General features: G+C 71.4%; 21 protein-coding genes. All 21 read left to right on the top strand.

What is annotated here, in order from left to right; all coding sequences use genetic code 11:
- The first annotated feature begins 10 nt into the window (after positions 1-10).
- A complete protein-coding gene (locus BLQ76_RS02010) occupies positions 11-424 on the top strand; it encodes a DUF3168 domain-containing protein (RefSeq protein ID WP_090668100.1) in 414 nt (137 codons plus the stop codon).
- Between the two features lie 86 nt (positions 425-510).
- A complete protein-coding gene (locus BLQ76_RS02015; RefSeq protein WP_090668102.1) occupies positions 511-921 on the top strand; it encodes a phage major tail protein, TP901-1 family in 411 nt (136 codons plus the stop codon).
- Positions 921-1,253 (top strand): gene transfer agent family protein, encoded by a 333-nt coding sequence (locus BLQ76_RS02020; protein WP_090668105.1) that lies wholly within the window; start codon positions 921-923, stop codon positions 1,251-1,253. The genes BLQ76_RS02015 and BLQ76_RS02020 overlap by 1 nt, the downstream gene beginning before the upstream one ends.
- Positions 1,250-1,468 (top strand): phage tail assembly chaperone, encoded by a 219-nt coding sequence (locus BLQ76_RS02025; protein WP_090668108.1) that lies wholly within the window; start codon positions 1,250-1,252, stop codon positions 1,466-1,468. The genes BLQ76_RS02020 and BLQ76_RS02025 overlap by 4 nt, the downstream gene beginning before the upstream one ends.
- Positions 1,469-1,493: 25 nt before the next feature.
- Complete coding sequence (locus BLQ76_RS02030) at positions 1,494-2,072, top strand: phage tail tape measure protein (protein ID WP_090669501.1); 579 nt, start codon at positions 1,494-1,496, stop codon at positions 2,070-2,072.
- A 2-nt stretch (positions 2,073-2,074) separates the two neighbouring features.
- Positions 2,075-2,710 (top strand): DUF2460 domain-containing protein, encoded by a 636-nt coding sequence (locus tag BLQ76_RS02035; RefSeq protein WP_090668111.1) that lies wholly within the window; start codon positions 2,075-2,077, stop codon positions 2,708-2,710.
- On the top strand, positions 2,707-3,588 hold the full coding sequence (locus tag BLQ76_RS02040) for a DUF2163 domain-containing protein (protein ID WP_090668114.1): 882 nt from the start codon (positions 2,707-2,709) through the stop codon (positions 3,586-3,588). Before BLQ76_RS02035 ends, BLQ76_RS02040 begins: the two co-directional genes overlap by 4 nt.
- A complete protein-coding gene (locus BLQ76_RS02045) occupies positions 3,585-4,025 on the top strand; it encodes an NlpC/P60 family protein (protein WP_090668118.1) in 441 nt (146 codons plus the stop codon). Before BLQ76_RS02040 ends, BLQ76_RS02045 begins: the two co-directional genes overlap by 4 nt.
- Positions 4,026-4,031: 6 nt before the next feature.
- On the top strand, positions 4,032-7,919 hold the full coding sequence (locus tag BLQ76_RS02050) for a baseplate multidomain protein megatron (RefSeq protein WP_090668121.1): 3,888 nt from the start codon (positions 4,032-4,034) through the stop codon (positions 7,917-7,919).
- A 31-nt stretch (positions 7,920-7,950) separates the two neighbouring features.
- Entirely contained in the window at positions 7,951-8,154 is a 204-nt protein-coding gene (locus BLQ76_RS02055; RefSeq protein ID WP_090668124.1) for a hypothetical protein, read from the top strand.
- Positions 8,155-8,255: 101 nt separating this feature from the next.
- Positions 8,256-8,567: a hypothetical protein gene (locus BLQ76_RS02060; protein ID WP_090668127.1), complete on the top strand. Its 312-nt coding sequence runs from the start codon at positions 8,256-8,258 to the stop codon at positions 8,565-8,567.
- 35 nt (positions 8,568-8,602) lie between these two features.
- The gene (locus BLQ76_RS02065) at positions 8,603-9,274 is read left to right on the top strand and encodes a response regulator transcription factor (protein WP_090668129.1); all 672 of its coding nucleotides are present in this window, start codon (positions 8,603-8,605) and stop codon (positions 9,272-9,274) included.
- Positions 9,271-10,668: an ATP-binding protein gene (locus tag BLQ76_RS02070; RefSeq protein WP_090668132.1), complete on the top strand. Its 1,398-nt coding sequence runs from the start codon at positions 9,271-9,273 to the stop codon at positions 10,666-10,668. The genes BLQ76_RS02065 and BLQ76_RS02070 overlap by 4 nt, the downstream gene beginning before the upstream one ends.
- Before the next feature lie 33 nt (positions 10,669-10,701).
- Positions 10,702-11,139, top strand: coding sequence for a hypothetical protein (locus tag BLQ76_RS02075; protein ID WP_170842429.1), 438 nt, complete (start codon positions 10,702-10,704; stop codon positions 11,137-11,139).
- 88 nt (positions 11,140-11,227) lie between these two features.
- Complete coding sequence (gene ccmI, locus BLQ76_RS02080; protein WP_090668137.1) at positions 11,228-12,367, top strand: c-type cytochrome biogenesis protein CcmI; 1,140 nt, start codon at positions 11,228-11,230, stop codon at positions 12,365-12,367.
- Positions 12,364-12,849, top strand: coding sequence for a cytochrome c maturation protein CcmE (ccmE, locus tag BLQ76_RS02085; protein ID WP_090668140.1), 486 nt, complete (start codon positions 12,364-12,366; stop codon positions 12,847-12,849). The genes ccmI and ccmE overlap by 4 nt, the downstream gene beginning before the upstream one ends.
- Positions 12,846-14,834, top strand: a complete 1,989-nt coding sequence (locus BLQ76_RS02090) for a heme lyase CcmF/NrfE family subunit (RefSeq protein ID WP_090668143.1) — start codon at positions 12,846-12,848, stop codon at positions 14,832-14,834. The genes ccmE and BLQ76_RS02090 overlap by 4 nt, the downstream gene beginning before the upstream one ends.
- 8 nt (positions 14,835-14,842) lie before the next feature.
- Positions 14,843-15,304, top strand: coding sequence for a cytochrome c-type biogenesis protein (locus tag BLQ76_RS02095; protein ID WP_090668146.1), 462 nt, complete (start codon positions 14,843-14,845; stop codon positions 15,302-15,304).
- Between the two features lie 225 nt (positions 15,305-15,529).
- Positions 15,530-16,087 carry a putative antibiotic biosynthesis monooxygenase gene (locus tag BLQ76_RS02100; RefSeq protein WP_139183898.1) on the top strand — a complete coding sequence of 186 codons (558 nt, stop codon included), beginning with the start codon at positions 15,530-15,532 and terminating at the stop codon, positions 16,085-16,087.
- Positions 16,088-16,208: 121 nt separating this feature from the next.
- Positions 16,209-17,726: a Do family serine endopeptidase gene (locus BLQ76_RS02105; RefSeq protein ID WP_090668151.1), complete on the top strand. Its 1,518-nt coding sequence runs from the start codon at positions 16,209-16,211 to the stop codon at positions 17,724-17,726.
- A gap of 158 nt (positions 17,727-17,884) precedes the next feature.
- Positions 17,885-18,568, top strand: coding sequence for a response regulator transcription factor (locus tag BLQ76_RS02110; RefSeq protein WP_090669504.1), 684 nt, complete (start codon positions 17,885-17,887; stop codon positions 18,566-18,568).
- Positions 18,569-18,582: the final 14 nt, after the last annotated feature.

Consider the following 18,582-nt stretch of genomic DNA (forward strand, 5'->3'; position numbering starts at 1 on the left):
ATCACCGGCCATGATGCAGGCCAGCGCCGAACTGCAGACCACGATCGTCTCCGCGCTGACGGGCGACCCGGCGCTGACCGCGATGCTGGGCGGGCCCAAGGTCTTCGACCGGCAGCCCGAACGGGCCGCCTTTCCCTACCTGACGCTGGGACGTACGGCGGTGGTGGACTGGTCCACGGGCTCCGAGGACGGGTCCGAGCATATCCTGACGCTTCATGTCTGGGGACGCGGCGGCTCGAAGCAGGAAACCTACGCGATCATGGACAAGGTGACGAACCGGCTCCACGACGCGACGCTTCCGATGGACGGGCACCGGCTGGTGAACCTGCGCCTTCAGTTCGCGGAAGCGCGGCAGGAGCCGGACTCGCCCGCCTATCACGGCATCCTGCGCTTCCGGGCGGTGACCGAGCCGCTCGCCTCCTAGCGCGCCCCATCCACCACCGACGCCATCGCAAGGGGCGGTCCGAACGGACCGCCCCTTTTTCGTTTTCCGATCAGGGATCGACGCTCATGGGCGCACAGCGCGGCAAGGACCTTCTTCTCAAGATCTCGGTGGACGGCACCCCGTTCCAGACCGTGGCGGGCCTGCGCACGCGCCGCCTCGCGATGAACGCCGAGGTCGTCGACGTGACCGACGGCGAAAGCGCGGGTCGCTGGCGCGAGCTGCTGGGCGGGGCGGGCGTGCAGCGCGCCTCGCTGTCGGGCGCGGGCATCTTCAAGGACGCGGCGTCCGACGCGCTGATCCGCCGGGTATTCTTCGAGGGGCGGCCCGTCGCCTTCCAGGCGGTGGTGCCGGACTTCGGCAGCGTCACCGGCCCGTTTCAGGTGACGGCGCTGGAATACGGCGGCGAGCACGACGGCGAGGTGTCGTTCGAGATGACGCTGGAATCGGCCGGCGCCCTGAACTTCGAGGCGCTGTGATGGCGGCGAACCGGCGGCGCGGCGAGGTTTCCGCCGTGATCGGGGGCGAGGAGCGGCGGCTGTGCCTGACGCTCGGCGCGCTGGCCGAGCTCGAGGACGCCTTCGCGCTGGAGGATCTCGGTCAGCTCGCGACGCGCTTCGGCTCGGGTCAGCTTTCGGCGCGCGACCTGACGCGCATCCTGGGCGCCGGGCTTCGCGGGGCGGGCGCCACCACCAGCGACGCGGAACTCGCGCGCCTACCGATCGAGGGCGGCGTGGCGGGTGCGGCGCGCGTCGCCGCCGAGCTTCTGGAGGCCGCCTTCGGCGGCGGCGAGGCGCCCGCCCGCCCTTGACGGCCGCCGCGCCCGAGGGTGAGGGCGCGGCGGCGTTTCCCTGGGACCGCGCGATGCGGGCCGTGCTCGCGCTCGGCCTGTCGCCCGCCGACTTCTGGCGCCTCGCGCCGCGCGAGCTGGCCGTGCTGCTGGACGCGCATGCGCCCGCCACCCCCGGCCGACCCGACCGCGCCGGTCTCGACGCACTGATGCAACGCTTTCCCGACGGAGGATGACATGGCGCTGGACGGCGCGGACACGATGCGCATCGCGGTGGAGGCCGACACGCGCGGCTTCGATCGCGCGATGGGCGACCTGCAGCTGCGGGCCGGAGCGCTCGGCTCGGCCTTCACGAGCGCCTTCCGCCAAGCGTCGGGTGGCGGCCGGTCGCTGGAAGGCGTCCTGCAGCAGCTGGCCACCCGCATCAGCGGGCTCGCGCTGGACAGCGCGCTGCGGCCGATCGGGAACCTGGCGGGCAATCTCCTGAACGGGCTTCTGGGCAGCCTAACGGGAGCGCTCGGCGGCGGCGGTGGCGGCGCGGCGGCCTCGCCGGCGCGCGTCCTGCCCTTCGCCAAGGGTGGCGTTGTGCGGGCGCCGAGCTTCTTTCCGATGGGCGGCGCCGCCGGACTGATGGGCGAGGCGGGCGCGGAGGCGATCCTGCCGCTTCGACGCGGCAGCGACGGGAGCCTCGGCGTCGCCGCCGGCGGCGGGGGCCGGGGAGGCCCGACGACGGTGGTCTTCAACGTCTCGACGCCGGACGCGCCGAGCTTCCGCCGGGCTGAGGGGCAGATCCAGGCGATGCTGGCGCGCGCCGCCATGCGCGGGCAGAGGGGGCTCTGACCATGGCCATCCCGTCCTTCTGCGACGAGCGTTTTCCGCTTCGGCTGAGCCTCAGCACGAGCGGCGGACCCGAGCGGCGCACCGACATCGTGCGCCTGTCCACCGGCTTCGAGAACCGCAACCAGCGCCAGCGTCATTCGGCCCGGCGCTACGATGCCGGCTCGGGCGTGAAGGCGTTGGCCGATCTGGCACTCGTGCTTGACTTCTTCGAGGCGCGGCGGGGTCGCCTCGTCGCCTTCCGCTTTCGCGACCCGTTCGACCATGCCTCGGCACGTTTCGGGCTGCCGGTGACGGCGTTCGATCAGACGCTCGGCGTCGGCGACGGCCAGCGCACGGAGTTCGCCCTCGTGAAGCGCTACGGCGCGGGCGAGGGCGCCTACGAGCGGCCGATCTGCAAACCCGTCGCCGACACGCTGCGGGTCGCCGTCGGCGGCACGCAGACCGGCGCGGGCTTCGCGCTCGACGCGGCGACGGGGTTGTTGCGCTTCGACGCACCGCCCGTCGCGGGCGCGGCGGTGACGGCGGGCTTCCTGTTCGACGTGCCGGTGCGCTTCTACACCGACCATCTCGCGATCAACCTCGCGGCCTTCGAGGCGGGCGAGATCCCGACCATTCCGCTCATTGAGGTGCGCGCATGAGAGAGCTTCCCGCCGAACTGGCCGAGCGGCTGCGCCAGCCCGCCACGACGTTGGCGAGCGCCTGGCGCCTCACGTGCCGCGACGGTGCCGTGTTCGGGTTCACGGACCACGACGAGGACCTGCGCTTTTCCGACACGCTGTTTCGCGCTGCGAGCGGCTGGACCGCGGGCGAGGCGGAGGCAGCGGCCGGGCTGGCGGCAGGGTCGGCGGCGGTGGAGGGGGCGTTGTTCTCGAAAGCCTTGCGAGAGGACGATATCGCGGCGGGCCGCTTCGACGGGGCCCGGATCGAGGTCTTCCGCGTGGACTGGAGCGAGCCGGCGCTGCATGTCCTCGTCGACGTGGCCGACCTTGGGCCGATCCGGCGCGCCGGTGGCGGCTTCTCGGCGGAACTGCGGGGGCTCGCGGCCCGGCTCGACGACGAGCACGGACGCACCTACCGGCGCCGGTGCGATGCCGTTCTGGGAGACCGGCGCTGCGGCGTCGATCTCGGGCAAGCCGCCTGGCGGCGCGCGGGCACGCTGGTCGAGAGCGGCGAGGGGTGGCTCGTCGCGCGGCTCGGGTCCGGGGTCGACGCGGCGGTGTTCGGGCTCGGCCGCGTCGTCCTCGATGGGGAGACGCTGTTCTTGGCGGGCCTCGGCGAGGCGGACGCGCCGGGTGACTGGCGGCTGGCGTTTGCCGAGCCGCAGGCCCGCACACGGGCGGCGCCCGGCGCCTCGCTGCAGCTTGTGGCCGGGTGCGACCGACGGTTCGGCACCTGCCGCGACCGGTTCCGCAACGCGCTCAACTTCCGCGGCTTCCCGCACATGCCGGGCAACGACGCGGCGCTGGGCGTCGCCAAGCGCGACGGCGCGCATGACGGCTCTCCGGTGGTGCCGTGACCGGCGCGCGGCGGAACGAGGCGCTGCGCGAGGCGCGGCGCTTTCTGGGAACGCCCTACCGCCACCAGGGGAGCCGCGCGGGCGTCGGATGCGATTGTCTCGGGCTGGTACGCGGCGTGTGGCGCGCGCTCTACGGCGCGGAACCCGAAGCCATGCCGACCTACGCGGCGGATTGGGCGGAACTGGCAACCGGCGATCCCCTGCTGGAGGCGGCGCGTCGGCACTTTCCGGCGGTCGACCGCCGCGATGCGCGACCGGGCGATCTCGTGCTGTTTCGCTGGCGGGACGGTCGCCCGGCGCGCCACTGCGCCATCCTCGACGAACCCGACGCGGCCGGCCCCCGCATTCTCCACGCGCTGGAGGGCGCGGCGGTGATCTCCTCGCCGCTGGCTGGCGCCTGGGCCCGTCGTATCTGCGGTCAGTTTCAATTTCCGTGAGGCACTATGGCGACGATCCTTCTTCAGGCGGCCGGCGGCGTGGCGGGCGGGCTCGTCGGCGGACCGTTCGGGGCGATGGCGGGCCGGGCGCTGGGCGCGCTGGGCGGCGCCGCGATCGACCAGACGCTGTTCGGCACCGGCGGGCGACGCGAGGGGCCGCGCCTCGGGGCCGCCCGCATCCTCGAGGCCGACGAGGGGGCGGGCGTGCCACGCCTCTACGGCACCGCCCGCATCGCGGGGCAGGTGATCTGGACGACCCGCTTCGAGGAGGTCGCCAGCACGGAGCGACAGGGCGGCAAGGGCGGGCGCGGCGCGGGCACCGAGACCACGAGCTACAGCTACTTCGGCAACGTCGCGATCGGCTTGTGCGAGGGGCCGGTCGCCTGCGTGCGCCGCATCTGGGCGGACGGCGAGGAGATGGACCTGTCGCTCGTCAACTGGCGGCTCCACCCCGGCGACGAGAGCCAAGCGCCCGATCCGCTGATCGAAGCGCGGCAGGGACGCGGCAACGCGCCGGGCTATCGCGGTCTTGCTTATGTCGTGTTCGAGCGGCTCCCCTTGGATCGGTGGGGCAACCGCATTCCGCAGATCTCGTGCGAGGTCGTTCGGCCGGTCGGCGCGCTGGAGGCCAACCTGCGGGCCGTGACGATCATTCCCGGCGCGAGCGAGCACGGGCTCGACCCGGCGGTGGTGCGCGAGCGCGTCGGCCTTGGCGAGGACCGGCTCGTGAACCGGCACGTGCTGCACGGCGAGAGCGACTGGACCGCATCAATTGACGAGTTGACCGCGCTCTGTCCGAAGCTGACGCGCGCGGCGCTCGTGGTCGGGTGGTTCGCGACCGATCTGCGGGTCGGACGTGCCGAGGTGCGTCCCGGCGTCGAGACGGCGCAGCGCGACGAGACGGAAACCTGGCGCGTCGGCGAAACCGAGCGGGACGCGGCGCTTCTGGTCAGCCGGTCGGAGGGCGGACCGGCCTATGGCGGCACGCCCTCCGATGCGGGCGTCCTGCGCGCGATCGCGGATCTCAAGGCGCGGGGGCTGCGGGTGACGCTCTACCCCTTCCTTCTGATGGACGTGCCGGCCGGCAACGCGCTGCCGGACCCTTACGGCGAGGCGATGCAGGCAAGCTATCCCTGGCGCGGGCGCATGACGCTGGACGAGGCGCCAGGACGACCGGGATCGAGCGACCGGACGGCGGACGCACGCGCCGAGATCGCGCGCTTCGTCGGCCGCGCGAGCCCGGCGGACTTCCGGCTGGAGGCCGGGCGCGTCCGCTACACCGGGCCGGGGGAATGGAGCCTGCGGCGCATGGTGCTGCATCAGGCGTTCCTGGCGCGGCTGACCGGCGGCGTGGACGCCTTCGTGATAGGCTCGGAGATGGTGGGCCTGACGCGGCTGCGCGACGACGGCGACCGCTTCCCCTTCGTAGAAGCGTTGATCCAGCTGGCGCGCGACGTGAAGGCGGTCCTGCCGGAGGCGACCGTGACCTATGCCGCGGACTGGAGCGAGTATTTCGGCTTCCAGCCCTCGGACGGGTCCGGCGACGTCTTCTTCAACCTCGACCCGCTCTGGGCCGAGCCGGCGATCGGGGCCGTCGGCATCGACAACTACCTGCCGCTTCTCGACTGGCGCGACGGCGACGCCGACGGTTCGTCGCCCGACGGAGCGGCGTCGTCGCTGGACGAGACGGCTCTGCGCCGGAACATCGCCGCGGGCGAATGGTTCGACTGGTTCTACGCCGACGACAAGGATCGTCGCGCGGGACGTCGCACGCCGATCACGGACGGTCTCGGCAAGCCCTGGGTGTTCCGTGCCAAGGATATCCGCAGCTGGTGGGAGAACCGCCACCGCGAGCGACGCGGGGGCCGGGAGACCGGAGGTGACACGGCCTGGGTGCCGTGCTCCAAGCCCATCTGGTTCACCGAGCTCGGATGTCCCGCGGCCGACCGGGGCGCGAACCGGCCGAACGTCTTCCTGGACCCGAAATCCGCCGAAAGCGCCCTTCCGTGGTTCTCGACGGGACATCGCGACGACGCGGCGCAGCGTGCCTTCCTGGACGCTCATCTCAGGCACTGGGACGAGACCGCGCCGGGTTTTCGCGACCGGGACAACCCGGTCTCGCCGCACTACGGCGGACGCATGGTGCCGATCGACGCGATCCATCTCTGGTGCTGGGACGCGCGACCCTATCCGGCGTTTCCGGCCGCCCGCGAGGTCTGGCGCGACGGCGCGAACTGGGAGCGCGGACACTGGCTGAGCGGCCGGCTGGGCGCGGTCTCCCTGCGCGAGCTGCTTCTCGCGCTTCTGACCGACCATGGCGTGACGGCCGTGGACGCGTCCGGCGTCGAGGGCGTCGTCGGCGGCTTCCTTCTGGCATCGCCCGGCAGCGCCCGCTCGCAGATCGAGGCGCTGCTGCGTCTTGGCGGCATCGAGGCGGCGCAGGTCGACGGCCAGCTTCGCCTGCGCACGATCGACCGGGCGACCCGGATCGCCGAGATCGAAGCGGTGGCCGAGGATGCGGACGCACCTCTCCTGGAACGGCGACGAACCGAGGACCGCGATCGCCCGGGGGAACTCGTTCTCGCCTTCAGCGATCCGGCGCGAGCCTACCAGCCGGGTGTCGCGGAGGCGCTGCGCGGCGATGCGGAGCGTCCCCGCCAGGAACGGGTGCAGCTTCCGCTGACGCTCGATGAGGACGCGGCGCGGCGCCTCGCCTCCGGTCTCCTGCGACGTCTGGCGGGAGCAAGCGAGACCGCGAGCTTCGCCCTTTCGCCGGCCGATCTCGAGGTGGTGCCGGGCGACCGGCTCCGCATCGCCGGCGAGATGGGCATCTGGAGCGTGGAGCGGATCGAGGACGGCCTCATGCGCCGCATCGAGGCGCGCCGCATCGGCTTCACCCCGGCGCTATCGGACGGCAGCGGGCGCGAGCCCCCGGCCGCGCCGGTCACTGCCGCGCCGGTGTTCCCCTCGCGCCCGCTCGCTACGTTTCTGGACCTGCCGCCGCTCGGCCTTTTGGCGGACGGTGAGGGGCCGCGCGTCGCGCTGGCGGCCCGGCCCTTCGTGCCGCTCGAGGTGCTGGTCTCGCGCGGGGGCGGCGACATGCGCCCGCGTGCCCGCGTGATGCAGCCGGCGGTGATGGGACGCCTTGCCGCCCCGTTGCCGGCCGGCCGCGAGGCGATCCTCGACCGGTCGAACCGGATCCTCGTGGACCTCGCCGTCGGAGCGCTCGCGTCGGCCGACCAGCCGCGACTGATGGGCGGCGCGAACCTGGCGGCCGTGGAAACCGGCGAGGGCCGATGGGAGGTCCTGCAGTTTCGCGACGCCGACGAGGTGTCGCCTGGTCGCTTCCGGCTCGGCGTTCTCGTGCGCGGTCGCGCCGGTTCGGGCGGGGCGGCGGCAGCGGTGGGGGCGCGCTTCGTGCTGCTCGACGAGCGCTGCGTGCCGCTTCCGCTCGCCGAAAGCGAGACCGGCGCGGCGCTCGACTGGCTGGTCGTCCCGGCGGGGCGCCCGCTCGACGACGGCGCGGCGCTGCGCGAATCGTACGCGCTCGGTCGGCAGACGCGGCTTCCGCTGGCGCCCGCGCATCTGCGCGCCCGGCGCGACGCCGCCGGCCTCGCGATCCGCTGGATCCGGCGCAGCCGCGCGACCCTCGATCCCTTCGACGACGAGATCGCGCTGGACGAGGATGCGGAGCGCTATCGCGTTCGCATCGAAGCGGGGAACGGACGGGAGATCGTCCGGGATACGCAGGCGCCCTCGCTCGCGGTGACGCGGGAGGAGATCGCAGCGGCCTTTGGCGCGGAGGCGCCGGGCGTGCTGCGGGTATCGGTCGCACAGATGGGTGCGACGGTCGGTCCGGGTGGGTGGCGGACCGTGGAGGTCGGAGCGGCGTGACGCCGCTCCGCGAACAAGGATGGAGACAGGCATGGACGAGAAGGACTGGTGGAAGTCGAAGACGGTCTGGGGCGCGGTGGTGGTGCTGGCCGGCGCGCTGGCCGGCATGGCGGGCGTCCAGCTCGACGCCGCCTCTAGCGAGGAGGCGGTGGGCGCGCTGACGGCGCTCGCCGGAGCGGCCGGTGCGTTGGTCGCGATCTGGGGCCGGTTTGCCGCACGCGAGACGCTGCGCTAGGTCGGTGCGGCGGGCGTTCCCCGGGGTGGGAGCGCCCGCCATTCATTGGACATTCAGCGACGGGTTGCTAGCGTTCGGGGGACTGCTGGAATGGATCACCGATGACGCGTCCCTCGACCCTTCGCCCGCTTGCGCTCGCCGCACTGGTTCTGTTGCCGGCGACTGCGGCCGAGGCGCTGCACGTCGCCCCGCGCGGGACGCGAACCGGCGATTCCGTTGCGGAGACGGGCCTTCGAGTGGCGCAAGGCGGCTGTTCGGCGGCCGCGCGCGAGGCCGCCCAGCAGTCGGGCGGTCAGGTCCTTTCGGTGCAGACCGCCAACCGCGGCGGCCGGACGGTCTGCGTCGTGACCGTGCTGATTCCCGCGCAGGACGGCAACCGGCCGCGTCGCCAGACGATCACGATCGAGCAGTAAGCGACACGCGACAGACCCGAGGCCGGACCCGTTTCATGCGCATCCTGATCATCGAGGACGACCCGAACCTCAACCGCCAGTTGGCCGAGGCGCTGGAAGGCGCGGGCTACGTGGTGGACCGCGCGAGCGACGGCGAGGAGGGGCATTTCCTCGGCGACACCGAGCCCTACGACGCCGTGGTGCTCGATGTCGGCCTGCCCAAGATGGACGGCATCAGCGTCCTGGAGCGCTGGCGCCGGGAGGGGCGCGCCATGCCGGTCCTCATGCTGACGGCCCGCGACCGCTGGAGCGACAAGGTGGCCGGCATCGACGCGGGCGCCGACGACTACGTGGCCAAGCCCTTCCACATGGAAGAGGTGCTGGCGCGCCTGCGCGCGCTGATCCGGCGCGCCGCCGGGCACGCCTCGTCGGAGATCCTGTGCGGCCCGTTGCGGCTCGACACGCGCACCTCTCGCGCGACGCTGAACGGCCAGGTGCTGAAGCTCACCTCGCACGAGTATCGCCTGCTGAGCTATCTCATGCATCACCAGGGCGAGATCGTATCGCGGTCGGAACTGACCGAGCACATGTACGACCAGGATTTCGACCGCGACTCCAACACGATCGAGGTCTTCGTTGGCCGGCTGCGCCGCAAGATCGGGTTGGATCTGATCGAGACGGTGCGTGGGCTCGGCTACCGCATGAACGGGGACGCGGGCGGCTCGTGATCGGCCCGACGCGCTTTCGCCCGACCGAGAGCCTGGCGGTTCGCGTCATCGGCCTGTCGAGCCTCTGGGCGATCGCCGCCTTTCTCGTGGTGGGCACGCTGATCTCCTCGCTCTACGAGCGGACGGCCCAGTCCGGCTTCCAGGCCGTGGTGCGTGCGCAGCTGTTCAACCTCATCAACGCCGTGACCGTGAACGAGGACGGCGGACTCGTGGGCGTGCCGGACCTTGGCGACCTCGAATACTCCCAGCCGCTGTCGGGCTGGTACTGGGAGGTGCTGCCGGCCAGCGCCAACACGGAGGGACGCCTGTCCTCGTTCTCGCTGGGACCGGGCCGGATCGAGGCGCCGAACGAGCGCGAGCGACCCTTCGACGGCCAGTATCGCCGCGATTACCGGACCACCGGCTTGAATGGCGAAACGCTCTATGTCGAGGAGGCGGAGGTCGTGCTGGACGGCGACAACCACGCCGCGCGCTTTCGCGTCATGGGAAACGCCAGCGTCGTGGACGGCGACGTCGCTGCCTTCAACCGGCGTCTCGGCCTTTATCTCGGCGTCTTCGGCCTCGGCTCGATCGTCATCAACGCCTTGGCGATCCTGACCGGCCTTCATCCGCTGATCGGCGTTCGCCGGTCACTGGCCGAGGTGCGGGAAGGGCGCGCCGACCGGCTGCCGGGATCGTTTCCCGCCGAGATCCGGCCGCTGGCGACAGAGATGAACCTCCTGATCGACTCCAACCGGCGCATCGTGGAGCGGGCCCGCACGCAGGTCGGAAACCTCGCCCATTCGCTGAAGACGCCGATCGCGGTGCTCCGGAACGAGGCGGATGCGATCGGCGGCGAACGCGGCCGCCTTGTCGCCGAGCAGACCGAGGCGATGCGCGTTCAGGTGCAGCACTATCTCGACCGGGCGCGCGTCGCCGCGCTGGGCGGTCTGGCGGTGGCCCGCACGCCCGCGCTGCCCGTGCTGGAGCGCTCCATGCGCGTCATCGCCCGGCTGTCGCCGGGCAGCCGCGTCGAGCTCGACGCAGACGGCGCGGGCCGGGCGGTGTTCGCCGGCGAGGCGCAGGATCTCGAGGAGATCGTCGGCAACCTTCTCGAGAACGCGGCGAAGTACGGACGGAGCCGGATCCGCGCCGAACTGCGCCTCCCGGACGACGACCATCTCCTGATCGCCATCGAGGACGACGGGGCAGGGTTGTCGGAGCGGGAGCGTGCCGAGGCGTTGCGACGCGGCGCCCGGCTCGACGAACGGGTGGCGGGAAGCGGGCTCGGCCTGTCGATCGTGACTGATACCGTTCTGCAATACCGTGGCGACTTTCGCCTCGCGAAGGCGGAAATCGGGGGATTGCGCGCCGAGGTCGTCTTGCCTCGCGCGCCCGACACGCCGATGTCCTGACGGTTGTTTCCTGGCGCCGCGACGAGGTTTCGGATGCCACAGCGGTCCGGTTCCATGCGCCTAGCCCGTCGATCGATCCTGCTCATCGTTCCGCTGATCCTGGCGGGCTGCGCGAACGCGAACCTCACCGCGCTGCCCGGGCTGACGGGTGCCCAACCGGTCACGCTGCCGCCGGGCGCGGTGGCGCTGCGCGGCTCGATCGCCTCGACGCAACGCATCAAGCTTTCGCCGTCCGCCGAGGAGCGGGCGATCCTTGCCGAATATCAGGCGCTCCAGTTCGGCCCGGTTGGGCAGCCGGTAAGCTGGGAAGCGGACGGCTTCCGCGGCCAGTTCGTGCCGACCCAGCTTTACCGCGTCGGCTCGCAGGACTGCCGTGGCTTCACGCATACGATCACGCGCGGTGACAACACCGTGCGCCAGGTCGGCACCGCCTGCCGGCAGGGCGAGGACCAGTGGACGCCGGTTGCCTGACGCGTGCGTGACCGGATCGCGCGCAGGCCCGCCTTGATGTCGCCGCCCCGAACGGGCAGACGGGCCTTCTGACCCGTCCGGATCGTTCATGCTCTTCTGGCTTCTCGCCGCCCTTCTCACGCTTCTTGCGACTGCCGCGATCGTCCTGCCGCTTCTGCGTCGCCGGCGCGACGACACGGTGGACGACACGCGCGAGGCCTATGACCGCGAGGTGTTTCGCGCCCAGCTGCGTGAACTCGCGGTGGACGTCGAGCGCGGCGCGATCTCGCCAACCGACGCCGCCGGCGCGCGGGCGGAGATCGGCCGGCGGCTCCTGCGCGCCGAGACCTCGGCGCCCCGAGCGTCCGTCGCATCGCGGCGCCCGGTTCTGGCCGCCTTGTTCGTGGCTCTGCTGCTGCCGCTCGGTGCCTTCGTCTTCTACGACCGCACCGGCGCGCCGGAGATCGGCGACCAGCCGCTGGCCGCGCGGGACCTCGAAGCCGAGCGGCCGAGCGTCGCCGCCATCGTCGGACTGATCGAACGGCGCCTGGCGGAGCGACCGGACGACGGCGAGGGGTGGAGCGTCGTGGCGCCCGTCTACCTGCGCATGGGCGAGGGGGCGAAGGCCGCGAACGCCTATCGCAACGTGATCCGCCTTGCGGGCGAGACGGCGCAGAGCCAAGCGGGGCTCGGCGAGGCGCTGGTGCAGGCCGCGGGCGGCGAGGTGACCGGCGACGCGCAGGCGAGCTTCCGCCGCGCGCTGGACCTGCAGCCCGGCTATCCGGCGGCGCGCTTCTACCTCGCGCTGGCGCTGTCGCAGACCGGACGGGCCGCCGAGGCCGCCGACGCCTGGAGCGCGCTTCTGGCGGACGCCCCGGCCGACGCGCGGTTCCGGCCCGTGGCGGAGGCAGCCTTGGCGGACGCGCGCGCGGCCTCGGCCGCGCCCGCTCGCGGCCCGACCGCCGCCGATGTCGAGGCGGCGGCGTCCTTGTCGACCGAGGATCGCGGCGCGATGGTCGAGGGCATGGTCGCGCAGCTCGCCAGCCGCCTCGAGGCGACGCCGGACGATCCGGCTGGATGGGCTCGCTTGATGCGCTCCTACATGGTTCTCGGGCAGCGCGAGCGCGCCGACGCGGCGCTGCGGCGCGCCCTCGACGTCTTTCCGCAAGGGTCGCCCGGGCGTATGACGGTGAGCGACGCCGCGACCGCGCTCGGCCTCGACGCATCCGCACCGGTAGCAACGCCATGACCCGCAAGACCAAGCGCGCCCTTTCGCTGGCCGCCATCCTCGCCGTGATCGGAACGGCGGGAGGGCTCGTCCTGACCGCCTTGTCCGACAGTGTCGCCTACTTCGCCTCGCCCACCGACGTGCTGTCGCATCCGCCGGGTTCGGGCCAGCGCCTGCGGCTCGGCGGGATCGTCGAGGCGGGATCGGTCGCGCGCGGCGAGGGCGCGCCCGTGCGCTTCCGCGTGACCGATACGGTGGGAAGCGTCGACGTGACCTATGCGGGCCTCCTGCCGGACCTCTTTCGCGAAGGACAGGGCGTCGTGGCGGAGGGAACCGTCGGGCCCGACCACGTCTTCCGCGCCGACACGGTTCTCGCCAAGCACGACGAGACCTACATGCCGAAGGAGGTCGTGGACGACATGAAGCGTCGCGGCCTGTGGAAGGAGGGCGCCGTCATGGCCGGCGCGGATGCCCCGGCGGCGCAAAGCGGAGCGGGCATGTGAGCGTCGAGCTCGGCCATTTCGCCCTGGTGCTCGCGCTGGCGCTCTCGCTCGTCCAGTCCGTGCTGCCGCCGCTCGGCGCGCGCCTGCGCGACGATCGGCTGATGGCGACGGGGCCGGCAAGCTCGGTCGCGGGCGTCCTGCTCCTTCTGCTGAGCTTCGCCGCGCTGACCCATGCCTATGTCGCGTCCGACTTTTCGGTCGTGAACGTCGTCGAGAACAGCCACTCGGCCAAGCCGCTTCTCTACAAGATCACCGGCGTCTGGGGGAACCACGAGGGCTCGATGCTCCTGTGGGTGCTGATCCTGTCGCTGTTCGGATCCTCCGTCGCCCTGTTCGGTCGCGACCTGCCACCGACGCTGAAGGCCAACGTGCTAGGCGTTCAGGCCTGGATCCAGACGGCGTTCCTTCTGTTCATCCTGCTGACGTCGAACCCGTTCCTGCGCTCGGTGCCGGCGCCGCCCGAGGGCAACGACCTCAATCCGGTGTTGCAGGATATCGGCCTCGCGATCCATCCGCCGCTGCTTTATCTCGGCTATGTCGGCTTCTCGATCTCCTTCTCGTTCGCGGTCGCCGCTCTCATCGATGGTCGCATCGACGCTGCCTGGGCCCGCTGGGTGCGGCCGTGGACGCTGCTCGCCTGGGCGTTCCTGACGGCCGGCATCGCGATGGGTTCCTACTGGGCCTATTACGAGCTCGGCTGGGGCGGCTGGTGGTTCTGGGATCCGGTCGAGAACGCCTCCTTCATGCCCTGGCTTTCGGGCACCGCTCTTCTGCACTCGGCGCTGGTCATGGAGAAGCGGTCGGCGCTGAAGATCTGGACCGTGCTTCTGGCGATCCTGACCTTCTCGCTGTCGCTGCTCGGAACCTTCCTCGTGCGCTCCGGCGTCCTGACGTCGGTCCATGCTTTCGCGGTGGACCCGGAGCGCGGCGTCTTCATTCTCGGCATCCTGTGCCTGTTCATCGGCGGCTCGCTGTCGCTCTTCGCCTGGCGGGCGCAGGCTCTCGAGTCGGGATCGATCTTCGCGCCGATCTCGCGCGAAGGCGCGCTCGTCTTCAACAACCTGTTCCTGTCGACGGCCGCCGCCACGGTGCTCGTCGGCACGCTCTACCCACTGGCGCTCGAGGTGGTCACCGGCACGAAGATCTCGGTCGGCGCACCGTTCTTCAACCTGACCTTCGGCCCGCTCATGGTGCCGCTCCTGCTGGCGGTGCCCTTCGGCCCCTTCCTAGCCTGGAAGCGAGGCGATCTCCTGGCCGCCGCTCAGCGCCTCTACGTGGCGATCGGCGCGGCGATCGTGGCGGTCGTGGTGGTCCTCGCCTTCACGCAGGGGCCGCGCATCCTCGCGGCGCTGGGTTTCGGGCTCGCGGTCTGGGTGATCGTTGGCAGCCTCGTCGATCTGGCGAGCCGCGCGGGCCTCGGCCGCGTGCCGCTCGGCACGGCCTGGGCTCGGTTCCGCGGCCTTCCGCGTTCGGCGTTCGGTACGGCGCTGGCCCATGCCGGCGTCGGCGCGACGCTTCTCGGCATCGTCGCGGTGAACAGCTTCGAGACCGAGACCGTCACCACCATGGTGCCGGGCGCGAGCGTCGTGGCCGATGGCCAGACGGTGCGCTTCGACGGGATGACCGCGCGCGAGGGGCCGAACTACCGTGAGGATGTCGGGCGCTTCACGCTGATCCGTCCCGACGGCGCGCAGACGCCGATCGAGACCGCGCGGCGCTTCTATCCGGTGCGTCAGATGCCGACCACGGAAGCGGGCATTCATACGCGGTTCTTCAGCCAGGTCTACATCGCGCTCGGCGACAGCGCCGCGAACGGCGGGGCGACGGTCGTGCGCATCTGGACCAAGCCGATGATCACGCTGATCTGGCTGGGCGCCGTCTTGATGGCGCTGGGCGGCGTCGCCTCGCTCAGCGATCGGCGCCTGCGCGTCGGCGCCCCGGCGCGCTCGCGGCGCGCGGCGGCATCGCCGGTCCCGGCCGAGTAGGACGACCGTTGCGTCGCGCGCTCGCCACTCTGGCTCTCGTTCTGTCGCTCGGTGGCGCCGCGCTCGCGGTCCAGCCCGACGAGGTGCTGCCCGACGCCGCGCTGGAAGCGCGGGCGCGCGGCATCTCGGCCGAGTTGCGCTGCATGGTCTGCCAGAACCAGTCGATCGACGACTCCGACGCGCCGCTCGCCAAGGACCTGCGCGTCCTTGTGCGCCAGCGGCTTCAGGCCGGCGACAGCGACGACGGCGTGCGCGACTATCTCGTGTCGCGCTACGGGCAGTTCGTGCTCCTGCGCCCGCGCCTGGAATGGCAGACCGTCGCCCTCTGGGGCACGCCAGCGGCGCTTCTTCTGTTCGGGCTCTGTCTCGTCTGGCTCGCGCGACGCGGATCCGGCGCTGCGTCCGAACCTCGTCCGCTGGACGCCGGCGAGGAGGCGGCCTTGAAGCGCCTTCTCGAGCGCGAGCGCTGACGGGCGACCGAACCGCCTTCTTTTAGCACACATGATTGGCTTCTCGCGAGCGTTCGGGCGGACACCGCGCCGCTTTGCGGGCGCGGCGCGACGGCGCAGGGCCCGGCGATCGTCCGATCGATGGGAGCCTTTCGCTCGCCACGGGACTTCTGGTGTTCGACGGCTACGCACAGCCGGCTGACGATCCGGTGCCGCTGCCCGATGACGCCCAACAACGAAGCTTCTGTGACGACGGATGAGGGACCACAGGCCTGTCTCGTCGTGACCCGTATCGTCGCCCCGAACAAGGAGGACGACCTGCGCCGTTGGACCGACGGGGTCGGCGATGCAGCGCGCGCGGCCGACGGGTTCGCCGCGATGCTCCGCTTCCGGCAGACTGGCGGGCTGTCCCACAACGTCTTCCTGTTCCAGTCGGCCGCCGACCTCGACCGCTGGGAGGGGACCCGTCGTTACCATCAGCTCATGGAAGACGGCGACCGCTTCTCCACGGCCCGGCGTCAGCGGCTCGACCCCGGCAACGGAATCGCCCAGCTGCCGGCGGAGTCGGACAGTCCGAAATGGAAGCGCTTCATGATGACCTATGTGGCGGTTCTGCCGATCGTGCTGGTGGTGAACGTCGCCCTGAATGCTCTGCCGCAGCCGCTTCCGGCGCTCGCGCAGGCCGTCGTGTCGTCGCTGATCCTGGTCGCCGCGATGACCTGGGCGGTGCTGCCGTTCGTGTCGCGCCGCCTGAAGCCCTGGGTCGTTCGCGACGAGCGGGGCCGGGCGCGGATCGAGCGCTGACCGGCGCACCTTACCAAGGTTTCATGCCCCCGAAGGATTGCCGTAAGGTGGCAATCCCTACGTTCCGGGTCACGGACACAGCGGCATACCGCCCGACCGAACCAATCGAACGAGGGTCATCATGAGCATCCAGAACCTGTCGAAGACGAAGCGCCGCCTTTCCGCCGCCGCGCTCGCGGCCGGCGTCGCCGGGCTCGCCTTCTCCACCGGTGTCGTGACCACCACCGGCCCGAGCTATGCCGAGGCCGTCCAGGTCGCCCCGGCCGCCGAAAGCTTCGGCTTCGCCAACGTCGTCGAGAAGGTCTCGCCTGCCGTCGTCTCGGTGCGCGTCAAGGAGGCCGTGCGGCCCGCCGCCGACGACGGCGACGGCGCGTCGCCGTTCGATTCCCTGCCCGAGGGGCATCCGCTGCGCCGCTTCTTCGAAGGCCCGAACGGTCAGCAGCTTCCCGGCCAGCGCGGTCCCCAGCGCCGTGCCCCGCGTGAGGGCGGCATGGCTCAGGGCTCCGGCTTCTTCATCTCCGACGACGGCTATGTCGTGACCAACAACCACGTGGTCGACGGCGGCACCCAGTACACCGTCGTGATGGACGACGGCACGGAGTACGACGCCAAGCTGATCGGCACCGATCCGCGCACCGACCTCGCCCTCCTGAAGGTCGATGCCCAGAACCAGAAGTTCACCTACGTGAACTTTGCCGACGACTCCAAGGTTCGCGTCGGCGATTGGGTGATCGCGGTGGGCAACCCGTTCGGCCTCGGCGGCTCGGTGACGGCCGGCATCGTCTCGGCGCGCGGCCGTGACATCGGCGCGGGTCCCTACGACGACTTCATCCAGATCGACGCGCCGGTGAACCGGGGCAACTCGGGTGGTCCCGCCTTCAACCAGCAGGGACAGGTGATCGGCATCAACACGGCGATCTTCTCGCCCTCGGGCGGCTCGGTCGGCATCGGCTTCGCCATTCCCGCCTCGACCGCCCAGTCCGTGGTGCAGTCGCTGCGCGAGAACGGCAATGTCCAGCGCGGCTGGCTCGGCGTCCAGATCGCCCCGGTGACCAAGGACATCGCGGAGGCGGTGGGCCTGGGCAACGAGAAGGGCGCGATCGTCACGCTGCCGGACACCGAGACCCCGGCCACCAAGGCGGGCATCCAGACCGGCGACGTCATCACCGCGGTCAACGGCGAGACGGTGGACGGACCGCGCGATCTGGCCCGCAAGGTGGCGGCCTACCGCCCTGGCACCACGGTCGACGTGACCCTGTGGCGCGGCGGCTCGGCGCAGGACGTCAAGGTGGCGCTGGGCAACATCGCCTCGCTCGACGAGGCGTCGAACCAGGGCAACAACAACAGCCGCGTGCCGGTCAACCCGTCGTCGCTGCAGGGCTATGGCCTGACGCTGACGCCTTCCGACGAGGGCAACGGCGTGGTCGTGACCGACGTCGATCCGGACTCCGAGGCCGCGACCCGCGGCGTGTCGGCCGGCGACACGATCGTGGCCGTGAACGGCAAGGCCGTGAACTCGCAGCGCGAGGTGCAGGACGCGATCAAGGCGGCCAAGGACTCGGGCCGCAAGGCCGCCCTGTTCCAGCTGCGCCAGAACGACCAGAACCGCTTCGTCGCGCTGCCGATCGCCGGCAGCTGACATCAGCGAGGCCCCGCTTTCCCCGATGGGGAGGCGGGGCCGCCCGAGCGCATCGGGGCGGCGAGCCAGCGGGTTCGCCGCCCTTTTTACGATCAAGTCCCCTCGAACCGCCGGAGGATCAGATGACGCTGGCCGCCGTCTCCCCTACATCCGACCCCATGCGCATCCTCATCATCGAAGACGACCGGGAGGCCGCCTCCTATCTCGTGAAGGCCTTCAAGGAGGCCGGGCATCAGGCCGACCACGCGGCCGATGGCGAGACCGGCTTCCATATGGCCGACACGCAGAACTACGACGTTCTCGTGGTGGACCGGATGCTGCCCGAACGCGACGGCCTGTCGGTCATCTCGGGTCTTCGGGACAAGAAGAACGCGACGCCCGCGCTGATCCTCTCGGCGCTCGGACAGGTGGACGACCGCGTGACCGGCCTGCGGGCGGGCGGCGACGACTATCTCTCCAAGCCCTACGCGATGTCGGAGCTGCTCGCGCGCGTCGAAGTGCTCGGTCGACGGCGCGGGACGCGCGAGGTCGAGATGCAGTATCAGGTCGGCGACCTGGAGCTCGATCGCCTCAGCCACGAGGTGCGGCGCGCCGGCAAGACCATCTTGCTGCAGCCGCGCGAGTTCCGCCTGCTCGAATACATGATGAAGCACGCGGGCCAGGTGGTGACGCGCACCATGCTTCTCGAGAACGTGTGGGACTACCACTTCGACCCGCAGACCAACGTGATCGACGTGCACATCTCGCGCCTGCGCTCCAAGATCGAGCGCGACTTCGGCGAGCCGCTGCTTCATACGGTCCGGGGCTCGGGCTACATCATGAAGGCCGGCGAGGGCGCGTGATCCGGCGGACCGAC

The sequence above is a fragment of the Aureimonas jatrophae genome (assembly GCF_900104035.1).
GTDB lineage: Bacteria > Pseudomonadota > Alphaproteobacteria > Rhizobiales > Rhizobiaceae > Aureimonas > Aureimonas jatrophae.

What these genes read in the sequence shown, in the direction of transcription:
- BLQ76_RS02010 (WP_090668100.1), top strand. Translation starts at nt 11, where the DNA reads ATGATGCAGGCCAGCGCCGAACTGCAGACCACGATCGTCTCCGCGCTG.
- BLQ76_RS02015 (WP_090668102.1), top strand. Translation starts at nt 511, where the DNA reads ATGGGCGCACAGCGCGGCAAGGACCTTCTTCTCAAGATCTCGGTGGAC.
- BLQ76_RS02020 (WP_090668105.1), top strand. Translation starts at nt 921, where the DNA reads ATGGCGGCGAACCGGCGGCGCGGCGAGGTTTCCGCCGTGATCGGGGGC.
- BLQ76_RS02030 (WP_090669501.1), top strand. Translation starts at nt 1,494, where the DNA reads ATGCGCATCGCGGTGGAGGCCGACACGCGCGGCTTCGATCGCGCGATG.
- BLQ76_RS02035 (WP_090668111.1), top strand. Translation starts at nt 2,075, where the DNA reads ATGGCCATCCCGTCCTTCTGCGACGAGCGTTTTCCGCTTCGGCTGAGC.
- BLQ76_RS02040 (WP_090668114.1), top strand. Translation starts at nt 2,707, where the DNA reads ATGAGAGAGCTTCCCGCCGAACTGGCCGAGCGGCTGCGCCAGCCCGCC.
- BLQ76_RS02050 (WP_090668121.1), top strand. Translation starts at nt 4,032, where the DNA reads ATGGCGACGATCCTTCTTCAGGCGGCCGGCGGCGTGGCGGGCGGGCTC.
- BLQ76_RS02055 (WP_090668124.1), top strand. Translation starts at nt 7,951, where the DNA reads ATGGACGAGAAGGACTGGTGGAAGTCGAAGACGGTCTGGGGCGCGGTG.
- BLQ76_RS02060 (WP_090668127.1), top strand. Translation starts at nt 8,256, where the DNA reads ATGACGCGTCCCTCGACCCTTCGCCCGCTTGCGCTCGCCGCACTGGTT.
- BLQ76_RS02065 (WP_090668129.1), top strand. Translation starts at nt 8,603, where the DNA reads ATGCGCATCCTGATCATCGAGGACGACCCGAACCTCAACCGCCAGTTG.
- BLQ76_RS02075 (WP_170842429.1), top strand. Translation starts at nt 10,702, where the DNA reads ATGCCACAGCGGTCCGGTTCCATGCGCCTAGCCCGTCGATCGATCCTG.
- ccmI (WP_090668137.1), top strand. Translation starts at nt 11,228, where the DNA reads ATGCTCTTCTGGCTTCTCGCCGCCCTTCTCACGCTTCTTGCGACTGCC.
- ccmE (WP_090668140.1), top strand. Translation starts at nt 12,364, where the DNA reads ATGACCCGCAAGACCAAGCGCGCCCTTTCGCTGGCCGCCATCCTCGCC.
- BLQ76_RS02105 (WP_090668151.1), top strand. Translation starts at nt 16,209, where the DNA reads ATGAGCATCCAGAACCTGTCGAAGACGAAGCGCCGCCTTTCCGCCGCC.
- BLQ76_RS02110 (WP_090669504.1), top strand. Translation starts at nt 17,885, where the DNA reads ATGCGCATCCTCATCATCGAAGACGACCGGGAGGCCGCCTCCTATCTC.